Origin of the sequence: Entomoplasma ellychniae, from assembly GCF_002930155.1 — a bacterium.
Lineage (GTDB): Bacteria > Bacillota_I > Bacilli_A > Mycoplasmatales > Mycoplasmataceae > Entomoplasma > Entomoplasma ellychniae.
Genome location: NZ_PHND01000001.1, coordinates 380,679 through 393,554, shown reverse-complemented (window position 1 = coordinate 393,554; position 12,876 = coordinate 380,679). Strand labels below are relative to the sequence as shown.

Annotated in this window: 16 protein-coding genes; 15 read left to right on the top strand and 1 reads right to left on the bottom strand. The window is 24.5% G+C overall.

From position 1 onward, the window contains the following. The first annotated feature begins 5 nt into the window (after positions 1–5). The 15 genes from EELLY_RS01760 to EELLY_RS01690 all read left to right on the top strand — a co-directional run bounded on the left by EELLY_RS01760 (position 6) and on the right by EELLY_RS01690 (position 12,211). Complete coding sequence (locus EELLY_RS01760) at positions 6–551, top strand: hypothetical protein (protein WP_104205777.1); 546 nt, start codon at positions 6–8, stop codon at positions 549–551. 70 nt (positions 552–621) lie between these two features. Continuing rightward, positions 622–1,362 carry a polysaccharide deacetylase family protein gene (locus EELLY_RS01755; protein ID WP_104205776.1) on the top strand — a complete coding sequence of 247 codons (741 nt, stop codon included), beginning with the start codon at positions 622–624 and terminating at the stop codon, positions 1,360–1,362. A 1-nt stretch (position 1,363) separates the two neighbouring features. Continuing rightward, positions 1,364–1,660 (top strand): hypothetical protein, encoded by a 297-nt coding sequence (locus tag EELLY_RS01750; RefSeq protein WP_104205775.1) that lies wholly within the window; start codon positions 1,364–1,366, stop codon positions 1,658–1,660. Positions 1,661–1,739: 79 nt separating this feature from the next. Beyond that, the gene (gene pyrH, locus EELLY_RS01745; protein ID WP_104205774.1) at positions 1,740–2,456 is read left to right on the top strand and encodes a UMP kinase; all 717 of its coding nucleotides are present in this window, start codon (positions 1,740–1,742) and stop codon (positions 2,454–2,456) included. Positions 2,457–2,460: 4 nt separating this feature from the next. Beyond that, on the top strand, positions 2,461–3,006 hold the full coding sequence (gene frr / locus EELLY_RS01740; protein ID WP_181021039.1) for a ribosome recycling factor: 546 nt from the start codon (positions 2,461–2,463) through the stop codon (positions 3,004–3,006). Between the two features lie 52 nt (positions 3,007–3,058). Then, positions 3,059–4,720 carry an arginine--tRNA ligase gene (argS, locus tag EELLY_RS01735; RefSeq protein WP_104205773.1) on the top strand — a complete coding sequence of 554 codons (1,662 nt, stop codon included), beginning with the start codon at positions 3,059–3,061 and terminating at the stop codon, positions 4,718–4,720. Positions 4,721–4,734: 14 nt separating this feature from the next. Then, positions 4,735–6,210 carry a hypothetical protein gene (locus tag EELLY_RS01730; protein ID WP_104205772.1) on the top strand — a complete coding sequence of 492 codons (1,476 nt, stop codon included), beginning with the start codon at positions 4,735–4,737 and terminating at the stop codon, positions 6,208–6,210. Position 6,211: 1 nt separating this feature from the next. Next, positions 6,212–6,793 carry a hypothetical protein gene (locus EELLY_RS01725; protein WP_104205771.1) on the top strand — a complete coding sequence of 194 codons (582 nt, stop codon included), beginning with the start codon at positions 6,212–6,214 and terminating at the stop codon, positions 6,791–6,793. 10 nt (positions 6,794–6,803) lie between these two features. Then, positions 6,804–7,640, top strand: coding sequence for a hypothetical protein (locus tag EELLY_RS01720; protein ID WP_104205770.1), 837 nt, complete (start codon positions 6,804–6,806; stop codon positions 7,638–7,640). 47 nt (positions 7,641–7,687) lie between these two features. Continuing rightward, a complete protein-coding gene (locus EELLY_RS01715) occupies positions 7,688–8,521 on the top strand; it encodes a segregation and condensation protein A (RefSeq protein ID WP_104205769.1) in 834 nt (277 codons plus the stop codon). After that, a complete protein-coding gene (scpB, locus tag EELLY_RS01710) occupies positions 8,511–9,164 on the top strand; it encodes an SMC-Scp complex subunit ScpB (RefSeq protein ID WP_104205768.1) in 654 nt (217 codons plus the stop codon). Before EELLY_RS01715 ends, scpB begins: the two co-directional genes overlap by 11 nt. After that, positions 9,164–9,916, top strand: coding sequence for a pseudouridine synthase (locus tag EELLY_RS01705; protein ID WP_104205767.1), 753 nt, complete (start codon positions 9,164–9,166; stop codon positions 9,914–9,916). Before scpB ends, EELLY_RS01705 begins: the two co-directional genes overlap by 1 nt. A gap of 371 nt (positions 9,917–10,287) precedes the next feature. Then, positions 10,288–11,001 carry a YebC/PmpR family DNA-binding transcriptional regulator gene (locus EELLY_RS01700; RefSeq protein WP_104205766.1) on the top strand — a complete coding sequence of 238 codons (714 nt, stop codon included), beginning with the start codon at positions 10,288–10,290 and terminating at the stop codon, positions 10,999–11,001. A 22-nt stretch (positions 11,002–11,023) separates the two neighbouring features. Beyond that, positions 11,024–11,815 (top strand): hypothetical protein, encoded by a 792-nt coding sequence (locus EELLY_RS01695; protein ID WP_104205765.1) that lies wholly within the window; start codon positions 11,024–11,026, stop codon positions 11,813–11,815. A gap of 165 nt (positions 11,816–11,980) precedes the next feature. Further along, on the top strand, positions 11,981–12,211 hold the full coding sequence (locus EELLY_RS01690) for a S1 RNA-binding domain-containing protein (protein WP_104205764.1): 231 nt from the start codon (positions 11,981–11,983) through the stop codon (positions 12,209–12,211). 66 nt (positions 12,212–12,277) lie between these two features. On the opposite strand, the gene EELLY_RS01685 is transcribed toward EELLY_RS01690, so the two are convergent. Continuing rightward, entirely contained in the window at positions 12,278–12,841 is a 564-nt protein-coding gene (locus EELLY_RS01685) for an inorganic diphosphatase (protein ID WP_104205763.1), read from the bottom strand. Positions 12,842–12,876 lie beyond the last annotated feature (35 nt).

Genomic DNA, 12,876 nt, shown 5'->3' with positions numbered 1-12,876 from the left:
TCTATATGCAATACTTATTAATGAATATTGTTTTACTTTTATTGAACATAATTATTTTAGGATCTTTAGGATATTATTTTTGGAGTTTTTATAAATTAAGCACAAGAGCAAAAAAAGTAAATTATTTAGTATTTGGAATTTTAATAACAATGTTATCAATATCTTTAATCTTATCTATTGTGGGGATTATTTTAAATAGAATTGATAATGTAAATAAAACAGCCTTGTATGTGTGGGTGGTATCTCAAATAATGACAATTATTTGCATTGTATTTTTATTTTTATTTTCACAAAGTTTATGTGTAGGTTTAAATGACAAAGCTATTTTATTGTTAGGTGAACAGATTAAAAATAAAGATATTATTAAGATTATAAATGATACAAATTCTCCAAAAGTTTTTGTATTTTATAAACAAGGTAAAAGAACAACTAAATGTATTAAATTTAGTACAAAAATGCTTAAACCAAGTTTTTTTGATGAAAAAATACTTGGTATTAAAGTTGAAGATGAAGATGCTAAATTATATATTAAAAATTCAAATAAAAAGTAAATAAAAAAGTTTATCTATTTTTTGCATATATGGATTAACAAATTTTTATTTAATTTTTAAAGGGACTGTTATGAAAAAAAGTTGAAAAATTACAGTGGTTTTTGTTATTTTTATAGGACTGTTATTTAATGTCATAACAATAAATCACAATAAAGAAGTCAATAAAATTAAAACTGATAAAAAGGTTGTCATGTTGACTTTTGATGATGGTCCCTCATCTTATGCAGATAATAAAATTATGGATATTTTAGATCATTTTGATGTTAAAGTTACTTTTTTCATGACTGGAATCAATTTACAAAAATATAAAAGCGACATTGGAATAAAAAAAGTCGTTGATAGAATGATTAAAAGTGGTCATTCTTTAGGAAATCACTCGTACTTTCATAATAAATACATTAATTATCAAAAAAAATTAATAAATGAATTAGATGGTGTTAATCTAATGATTCAAAATATATACTTAGAAAATGGTATCAAAATAGATAAAAAAGATATCCCTATTAGAATGCCATATTTACAATATTATAAAGGCTTAGGCTATGTTATTCAAAGAATAAAAAATCCTTTTTGAATAAGAGGATATTTAGGAACGGATTATCTTGAACAAGTTACAGGTAAAGACAAAATATTAAATCAATATATCAAACATCTAAAAAAAGGTCAAATATTTGTTGCACACTCCAAAGATTATGCAAAAGTTTGATTACCAGAATTAATACAAAATTTAAAAGCAAAAAAATATAATTTTGCTAACTTTACTCAAAATGAAAGATTTCACTATTCTAATTACGGAAAGTTGGTTTTTTAAAATGGCATATTCATGAATAGAAATTTTACAACTTATTGTTGCTTTTGTAATTGTAATCACAAGTTATTGCATAATTGGTTTTTTTATTTATAAAAAAATAAGACATAAATATAGTGTTTTAAAATTAGTATTAAACACAGCGTTATTATTTTTTTCAACTATATTATTGATATATACTTTGTTAATTATGAATATTTTGTATAATAATTGAGCTGTTGCAAATTACCTTACTTTATTTTTAGAAGTTGTTTGTAGCATACTGATAGTAATTATATTTTCATTTAAAACTGCTAAATAAAAGATAAAGTATTCAATCACGAATACTTTTTTTATAACTTTTTTGGGTATAATAAATAAGATGAAAAGAAGGTGTTTAAATGAAATATAAATATAATACAGTCTTACTTAAATTAAGTGGAGAAGCCTTAAAAAGCGAAACCGAAATTTATAACAAAGAACAATTAGTTGGTATTGCTAAACAAATTGTTGAATTAGCAAAGAACGGTTTAAAACTAGGGATTGTTATTGGTGGGGGAAATATTTGACGAGGTAATCTTGGTAAAGATATTGATATGCCCCAAATAAATGCAGATTATATGGGAATGTTAGCAACTGTTATGAACGGATTAGCTTTAGAATCTACAATTAAAAGATTAGGATATGAAAAAGTTAATGTATACTCATCTTTGCCAATTGAAACTGTAACTGATGATTACAATTTTAAAAGAGCTAGATTAAGTATGAATGAAGGTTATATTTCAATTTTTGTTGGTGGAACTGGATTTTCATATTTTTCAACTGACACTAATTCTGTTATTAGAGCAATTGAAATTAAAGCTGATGTTGTAATGATGGCTAAAAATGGTGTAAAAGGTGTTTATGATTCAGACCCTAAAATAAATCCGAATGCTAAATTTTATAGTGAATTAAAGTACTCAGAAATTTCAGAAAAAAAATTAAGAGTTATGGATTTAACCGCATCAACGTTAGCTCAAGATGCAAACATTCCTATTGAAGTGTTTGATATGCAAGGAGATAATAATATAATTAAAGTATTAGAAGGTAAGTTGGAATCAACTATTATTAAAGGATAAAAAAATGCAAGAATTAATTAACAAAACTGAGCAGTCAATGAAAGAAACTATTTCGAATTGACAAACCCATATTAAAACAATTAGATCTGGTAGAGCAAATGCTTCAATGTTAGATAGAGTAATGGTTAACTATTATGGGAGTTTGACACCAATAGCTCAAACAGCTGCAATAACAACTCCAGAACCTCAAATGATTCTTATTAAGCCTTGGGATAAATCATTACTTCACGAAATTGCTGCAGCAATTGTCAAAGCTGATTTAAAATTAAATCCCAATGAAGATGGTGATGTAATTAGAATCAATATACCCCCACTTACTGAGGAAATAAGAAAAGACATTGTTAAAAGTTTAAATAAAGAGTTAGAAAATTTCAAAATTAGAATTAGAAATATTAGAAGAGATGCTATTGATACAGCAAAGAAAAATAAAGATATTAGTGAAGACCTTGTAAGGGATTTCGAAAAAGATATTCAAGTTGTTACAGACAAATTTATAAAACAACTTGAAGACATTTCAAAAGACAAAGAAAAAGACATAATGTCTTTATAAAAACAAGCAAACATTTGTTTTACAAATGTTTTTTGCTTAAAGGAGTAAAAAAATGAATAATATATTTGACATAATTAAAACTGATTTAAATGAAATATCTAAGCAACTTCATTTAAAGAAAGAACCACTTTTAGAACTTAATAAAAATAATATTAATACTCATTTTTCTACATCTATTGCGTTAATAAATGCAAAAGATAAGAAGATGAATCCGATGGAACTTGCTGAATCTATTAAAGTAATTTTATTAGCAAAAAGTTATTATAGTGAAGTCGAAGTGGCAAAACCAGGTTTTATTAACATCAAATTAAAATGTGAATTTATTTCTACTATATTAAAGAATATAAATACTCTTAAAAAAATGTATGGATTTAATAATAAAAAAAACAAGCTAATAAATCTTGAGTTTGTATCAGCTAACCCAACAGGTTTTTTACATGTTGGACATGCAAGAAATGCTGTGGTTGGATCTGCTTTAGAAAAAATATTAATTGCTGATGGGTATGACACACAAACAGAGTATTACATTAATGATGCTGGTAATCAAATCAATATTCTGGCTGTAACTGTTTTTGTTCATTACTTGTGGTCTTTTGGAATTGAAGCTGTTAAACCAGAAAATTCATATGGTGGAACTTTTTATGATGACTTAGCACAAATTATCAAAGATAAATATGGTGATAAGTTTGTTAAAATTAAATATGATGAAACTCAAATATTAGACGAAAAAACTCAAGATGTATTTAAAAATGAATCTGTAAATTATTTTCTTGAAGAAATTAAATTGCAGTTAAAAGCATTTGGTGTAACTTTTAATTATTTTTCAAGTGAAAAAGAAATGTATGTAACCAAAGATATTGATAAATTATTTAAAGAACTTGAAAAAAATAATGCAACTTATAAAAGTGAAGGTGCATTATGGCTTAAATCGTCAAAGTATGGTGATGATAAAGATAGAGTTTTAATTAAAACTGATGGTTCTTTAACTTACATGGTGCCTGATTTGGCAATGCATAATAGTAGATTAAAAAGAAGCAAAGCTGATTTATTAATAAATGTATTTGGCGGAGATCACCATGGATACATTGCTCGTATGAGAGCAGGTCTTGAATTGTTAGGTTATAACCCAAATATTTTAGAAATAGAGATAGTTCAAATGGTAAGGGTTGTTAAAGATGGCCAAGAGTACAAAATGAGCAAAAGAAAAGGTACTGCTGTTTGATTAGTCGATATAATGGAAATGGTTGGTAAAGATGCTTTAAGATATATGTTAGCTTCTAAATCGAGTAGTTCGCATATGGATTTAGACTTAGATTTGGTTCAACAAAAAAATGCGACTAATCCAGTTTACTATGCTCAATATGCAACAGCTAGATGCAATTCTGTTCTAAAACAAGCAAAGGAAAAAAAAGTTAATCCTAATTATAATGAAACATCATTATTAACTAATGATAAAGAACTGCAATTACTTTTATTATTAGACAGTTTTAATCAAGTAATTGCAATATCAGCTAAAAATAGAGCACCACAAATAATTTGTGAGTATATTCAAAATATATCAAGACAATTTCACTCTTATTATTCTGATAATAAGATTATTGATGAATCTAATATAAAACTTAGTGAGTCAAGAGTAGGGTTAGTATCAGTTATACTACAAACTTTACAAAACTCATTTGATTTGATAGGAATACAAGCTTTAGAAAAAATGTAATAGAAGGAAGTAAAATGCAATATTTAGATTTATATTTAACATCGTTTTTTTTAGTTATAGTTATTGCATATTTCTTATATGTATTTTTTAAAGACAAAAATAAAGAAAAAAGATGGGCTTTCTTTATAGCCCAAGTTTTTTTAACAACCACTTCAGGTGTGATGATTGCAAATATTAATTTTAATAAAATGAATGAAATATTTAAAGGTAACACAATGATTTTATCAATCATGATGATAATTGGAAGTTGAGTGTTGTTTTATGCTATATTCAAGTTTGTTTATGGTCACTTGTCTATAAAATTTAATAACAGAAAAGATTTTATTAAATATTCTAATTTATTTTTAATAATAGCAATTTTATTGTTTTTTATTCAAACAGAAAATAATTTTGTTTTAATTACTATATTTATCATTCAAGCCATTTTGATTGGTGCGTGTCTTGGAGTTCAATCTTCATATTTTTTATATTTCAATGAACAAAAGTTTAATAAAAATTTCCCACTTAAAGTTTCGTTTATTTTGGGTACTACTATATCTTTGGCATATCTAACTTCAAATCTTTTAATTAGTTTAGTGCATATAGTTCCAAGTGATGCTTACTTTATAGAGTTATATGCGCCAATAGTATTAGTTATAATAAGTTTTATTCTGTCATTTTTTTTAAAAGAATATCCAGATAAAATTGGTGGATTTTCAAATAGAATAATTCATCAAATGGCACCTTACAAAAAAAATATTTTAGTCAAGATGATTATTTTAACAATTACTTTATCAATTATCTACACAACTTTACAATCACCTTTTATTAAAATGTATATTATAGCTGAACTAAAGTCAAAAGGAGCTAGTTGTTATTTTTTAAATGCTATTGATAGACAATACACAATCATGTTTTTTGTCCCGCATTTAATTCTTGGATATATTATATTTAAAATATTTAACAATAAAATAAATCTAAATTATGCACTTATATTAGTTCTTGGTCTTATGTCTTTAACCTTATTAGTAAATACTTTTTATTTAAATGCAATTTTGTTGATTATTTCAAATATTATTTTTGGTTCAGTATTATTTACTTTGATGTATTTTTGAATGTCTTTTGCATTAATGTGAAATTCTCGGGCAAAGCAAAAACCAATTTTGGGATGAGTAACTGGTAGTTTTGTGCTAAGTCAGTTTTTAATAACAACTTTATTTAATTATGTCATTTTATTAGATAATTCAATTTTCATAGTTAAAAGTACAAGTGAAATAATAAGTGCTGAATTAATAAATTTAGAAAATTTTAAGAATAAATTATCTATATTTTTGAAATTAGTTTTTGCAATTATGTTTATGGTTAATTGCATTTACATAATAATGGTATTTATGTGATCTAAAACAATTATTGCAGAGTATCAAGATGTAAATTTTATGGTTCAAAAAATGTATAAAATTGAAAAGCAAAGTATAGAAGATAAAATTAATAAAAGAATGGTAGAGGATTAAAATGAATAAAAAAGAATTTATTGAAAAACTTAAAGAAGTTGAAAAAGATGATTTAAATATTAATGATAAAGTTTTTAGAGATTTTATTAAGTTTTTTGTTAATTCTTACAATTTAACTATTGATAAAGAAACATTTTCTCATTGAAATTATTTAGTTATAAACACAACTAAATACAATAAAAGAGCATTTACAACTCAATCAGATTTATGAGCCTTAGTGTATGATGATTATTTTGATAAAAATGAAAACTTAGATTTATTTAAAAATGCTTTACACAACACTATGTTTAAAGAACAAATAAAATATTTAAATCAAAATGTAAAATTTAAAGACGACTATGCAACTAAAAAAGATAATAAAACTTTAAGTCAAATTGAAATACATCACACTAAAAAACTTTTAGAATGAACTGTCAATTATATTGAAGAACTGAAAAAAGCCAAACAATCAGCTATTCAATCAAATCAAATTAATAATTTATTAACTAAAGATGTTTCTCTTGAGTTTTTCATTGAAAAACATGATTATTTTTTAAAAGTTTTTAATTGACATAAAATGGGATTTGAAATAATAATAGGATAAGGAGCCAAAAATGAATCATGATTTAAAGATAAGTTTAGATAAACTAAAAAAAATTATAAAACTAATTAAAACTAAAACATTAAATGATCAAGAACTTGAAAATTTATTGTCTTTTATATCGCAATTAATTGATAATCATTTCTTTAAAAGCTCTAATTTAGTTAATAAGCTCAATAAAAATTTAATTAAAAATAATAGAATTATAGATATAAAAATTAATAGTGATTCAGAAATGATTTCAAGCAAAGATGCTCATGAATTTTTATATTTATTAAAAACATTTTTTTCATTAGCATTATCTAAAAAAATGTTTTTTAATATTTATATTTTTACTGAAGTCAATATGATTATTAATTATTATATTATTAATTCTATAAAAAATAAAAGTTATGATATCTTTAACAATAGATTTAAAATAAATGAATTAGAATATCATAATCAAGTTGTAATGTACAAATATTTGTTTTCTATTTTTGATAAGTTAATTTATATTAGCGGATTTATCGTAAAAAAATATAATTTGACAAAACACGAAATTGAAAAAGACTTAAAGTTTGTTAAAGACTTTGATAAAGTTGCTCAACCTTTTTTCAAAAATTCTCTTAAAAAAGAAAATACCAAAATTTATCTGAAACTTTTAAATCAATCATCTTCTTGACATTTTTTAAGAAAACTAAGAAATAACTTAGAACATTCTTTTAGTGATAATAAATCAGAATTTAATATTTCATTAGAAACAGAAATGTTATTTGTTTTAATAGCCAGAACTCTGATACAAATACATAATGATTTCAAAAATGATAAAGAACTATTCAAACTAATTGACATGAGCCAAAAAGTGAGTTAAAAAACTCATTTTATTATAAAATATAAAAGAATTACAAGGAGATATTTATGAAACATTGAGATAAATTAACGATCGATAATTTTTCAGGTCCTCTTGATATATTGTGAAATATGATTAAAGACAAAAAAATAGATATTCAACAAGTTCAATTAATTGATATAGTGGATCAATATCTTTCATATATTAATAGTCAACAAAAATTAGATATTGAGATAGCTAGTGAGTATTTAGTTATGGCATCACAATTAATAGAATTAAAGTCAAGAAAGTTATTACCAGAGCAAAATCAAGTAACTGATGAAGATGATTTACAGTTTGATGATTTAATTGAACAAATTACACAATATGGTCAAATTAAAGAATTAACTAATTTCTTTTATAATAAACAAGAAGAATATTTAACTTCGTTTTCTAAACCTAAATCAAAGCAATCTTTTAACAAATTATTAAAAAAAGATGATGAAGAAGATATTGATATTTTAAATATAGATCTTGAAGAGTTTGTTAACATTTTTAAAAATGCTATGGAAAGACGGCAACAAGAAGATGTTTTAAATGATGAAGGATTTTGAGATGAAGAAGATGGTTATGACCCAAACCATCAAGAAATAATTTCGCCCCAAATAATTGCTAAATCTATTGTTTCAAGAATGAAAACCAATAAAAGAAAAAGTTGAAAATTAGAAGAAGTTATAATTGATTATGAGGTTAGTTTAATGAATATTATTTCAACATTCTTAGCTATACTTGATTTGGTTAGGCACCAATTGGCAACAATCAATCAAAAAGAAGAAACTTTGGAATTTACTTTTACCGAATCAGTTATAGAGGATGAAACATTGTTAAAAGTCATAGAGGAGGCAGTATCAGATGAACAGTAGTATGAAATCAATTATTGAAGGACTTTTATTTGTATATGGAGAAGAAGGGATAAGCCTTTTAGAAATTCAAAATGTTTTGGAAGACAAAAGACCTGTTGATATTCAAGAAGTTATTTTAGAATTAGAAAAATCATACAGTTCAAGTGAAGACTGTGCTTTTTCGATTCAAAAGTTTGGTAAAAATAAGTATCGTTTACAAACAAAACCTGAATTGCATGAATATTTAGCAAAGTTAGAAGCTACAAAATCTATTTCAAGACTATCTCCTTCTTGCGTTGAAGTTTTATCAATAATTACTTATAAAGGACCTATTTCAAAAAATGGTATAGATGAGATAAGAGAAGCTGATTCTGCATATCAGTTTTATAAACTAAGAGATAAAAAACTTATTAAAGCTGTAGGCAAATCTGAAACAGGTGCAAACTTATATTCTATTACAGACAACTTTTTTAAACTATTTAATATCCAAGGCGGGATGGAATCTATCCCCCAAATTGATTTATTTCATTCAACAGTGAATAACGAAGAAAAATTAAATATTAATTTTGATTCAGAAGCTGAAAAAATGAATCAAAAAAATTCTGAAGTAGAAATAGTTAATGACGAAGATTTCGAAAACTTTGATGGAGATGTGAATTTTTAATGGAAAGGTTACAAAAAATACTTTCAGCAAGAGGTGTAACTTCTAGAAGAAATGCTGAAAAATTAATAATTGAAGGAAGAGTTGTTGTTAATGGTGAAAGAATTACTGAATTAGGTTTTAAAACAACCACCGATGCTGAAATCATGGTTGATGGTAAGATAACTGAAACAAGTAATGAAAAGTTTTATTATCTATTTTATAAACCAAGATTAGTTTTAACAACCATGTATGATCCTAAACAAAGGAAAACCGTTGCTGATTATTTTAAAGATGTTCCCACAAGAGTTTATCCTGTTGGTAGATTAGATTATGATGTTAGTGGATTGATTATAATGACTAATGATGGTGAATTTGCGAATTTTGTTATGCATCCAAGATATGAGTTTTTTAAAACATACCAAGGTCTTTGTGAAGGAAAAATTAGTCATAAGCAAGTTTCTGAATTAGTTAGTGGTGTAACAATTGATAACGATTATTTTACTAAAGCAATTGATGCAAAATTAGTAAATTACAATGTAGAAAAAAATCAATCTATTGTTGAAATGACAATTGCAGAAGGTAAAAAACACCATGTTAAACAAATGTTTGATGCTATTAATGCAGATTTAAAAAAATTGAAAAGAACAAAAATAGAGTTTTTAGAAATTGATGATTTAAGAATTGGCGAGTTTAGAGAATTAAAAGCACATGAAGTAAAAAAGTTTTATGGAATATATAATTCAACAAAACGCAAAGAAGATAAGTTTAAATAAAAAAGGTTAAATGTTGATTGAATATATAAACTATGGAGTTGGCAAAACAACAATATTTAACAAGTTATCAAAAATAACTGTTATCAACTTTTTGAAGATCTATTTATGCATAATTAATTTTGATTTTTTTAAAACCTGATAAATATGAATTTAGAAGACAAATATAAAATACTATTAGATCAAACAATAATTAAAGATCCTATTTTTACATAACTTAATATAAAATGAGTTATGTAAAAGAAAATTATTAAATCAACTTTATAACACTATCAAGAAAATTAAAACAATTTAAATTTTATTAAAATAAATGGTAATGATAATGATTTAAATATTAAAATTAAAATATATTAAAACGTAAGGAGCAAAATTAAATGGGAAGAGCGCATGAAGTTAGAGCTTCGTCTATGGCAAAAACTGCAGCTAAAAAGTCAGCTGCAAATGGTAGAGCATCCAAAGAAATATATATGGCAGCAAAACAAGGAGGAAGTGACCCATCATCTAATTTGACTTTAAGAGGTCTAATTGAAAAAGCTAAATCGAATCAAATACCTAAAGATGTAATTGATAGAGCTATTAAAAGAGCTAATGGTGGAGATGCTGAAAACTATGTATTTAATAGATATGAAGGTATGGGTCCAGGAAATTCAGCAATTATTGTTGATGCCTTAACAAGCAATGTCAATAGAGCGGCTGCAAATATTAAAGATGTTTTTAATAAAAACCATGGTAATCCAGAAGGGAAAGTTTCTTTTTTGTTTGAAGAAGTTTCTTTTTTTGCATTTGATCATTCAAATCAAGAAGAAGTTTTAGAACATTTAATAATGAGTGAAATAGATATTAATGACGTTGAAGAAGAAGACGGTTTAGTAATAGTGACAGCACCATTCAAATCTTTTAACGCTGTTAAGTCATCTCTTGATGAATTTGGAATTTTGCAATATGTAGTAGCAGAAACTAGAATGGTACCAACAGATGGTTATATTAATATTTCTGAAATAGAACAAAAACAAAATTTAAAAACATTGTTAGACAGACTTGATGAACTTGAAGATGTTCAAAATGTATACCATAATGTAAATATGTAATAAAAAAAGCCAGGAGGTTACTATGAATTATTTAAATTTATTTTTACTAATATTAAATTTTACTGGTTTTATAGTTCTTTCTTTTATTTATGTTTATTTTACAAAACAATATTATACTTATGAAGTACCTCGAATAAATTCATATAATGATGTTATTAGTAATAAACAAATTGAATATTTTATAGAAAAGTTAAAAGAAATTTATAACTTGCAAGGTTACAATGTAGTTTATGAATCAACTTCAAAATATGTAAGGTTATTTAAAAATGTTAAAAAAAATAATAAGATAGTAATTTCAAAAAGAATTTTTGAATCAGTTGGTTATGAGATAGATTACTTAATGTCTAGAATGTGATTATCAGATAAAAAAATAAATCGCAAAAAAGGCATAATAGCTTATAAAATAAGTTTAAAATTGATACCAATTTGCATTTTAATTTTTATGTTCATTATTTTTATTTTTCAGTTTGTTGTTTTTATAATAATGCAAGGCAGTGATGTTGAAACAGGAAGATTAAAATCTAATTTTTTATACTTTTTTTGACAATACCCTGTTTTATCAATATCTTTTTTATTTTTTATTTTTCTTTTATTAATTAATTACTTTTGATCAATGACATTAAAACTAAAAGTTGAAAGAAATTATACATTTGAATGTGCTAAGATTATAAACGAATATTTTGATGAGTTTAAAATTGACTTTCAAGCTGCTAGAACTTATTCTATAGCTTTTAAACTAAGTTTTATGCCAATTTATAAACCACAGAACTTTTGAGAAACATCAAAATGAGTTGGGCCTTTTGTGTACTTTTAGTTAAAAAATAATCAAATAATTTAACTATTGTGTATAAATTTTGATTTTTTTCATAAATGATTTGATATCATTAAATTAATACATTATAAAATATCATAACTTAGATTTTCACCTTTGTTGTACCATTATTATTTGTATAAAATTATAGAAAGAAGATCATAAGAAATGAACACAGTTATTACAGCACAAATATCAGACATCGCACCATTTGGAGCATTTGCAATTTTTGAATTAGATGGAAAACAATACAAAGGCTTAATCCACATTAGTGAAATTGCTAACTCATTTGTAACTAACATTAACGATTTTGTTAAAGTTGGTGAAGATGTTCAAGTTTTAATTTTAGAATTAAACGAAGAAAAAGCTCAAGCTAAATTATCAATTAAACAAGTTTAATAATAATAAATCTTTACAAATAAAAAATCACTTATTAAATTAAGTGATTTTTTATATAAAAATAAATTATCCTTGACCAATACCTTTATCTTTTCATTCTTGCAAAATTAAATCTTTTTCTCCTTTATCTAATCTATCTTTATATTTAATAAATCTTTTTTTACATTCATGAAGTTCTTCAATAGCTTCTTCTAAAGTTCCTCAACCATTAATTTTAACTGTTTTATTTTGTAAAGCTTTGTATTGTAAGAAAAAGTTTTCAATTTCATCTTTTAAGTGTTGTGGAACGTCTTTAAGTGTTTGATAATCATTAAATCTAGGATCATCATTAAAAACCCCAAATAATTTAGTATCAATTTCCCCTGCATCTATCATTTTAATTGATCCTAAAATTCTAACACTAACTTGTACACCTGGTAAAGTTGGGTAAGTACATAAACTTATAACATCTAATGGGTCCCCATCTCAGTCTAAAGTGTTTTCTATCATTCCATATTCGCCTGGGTAAAAGTTCGCTCCATATAAAACTCTATCCAAAATTATTCTTCCAGTTATCCCATCAACTTCATATTTATTAGATGAGCCTTTTGGTATTTCAACAACTACATCAACTATGTTATCTTTTGCCATTTTGCAATTTCCTCTTTTCTAATTAATATTTTATA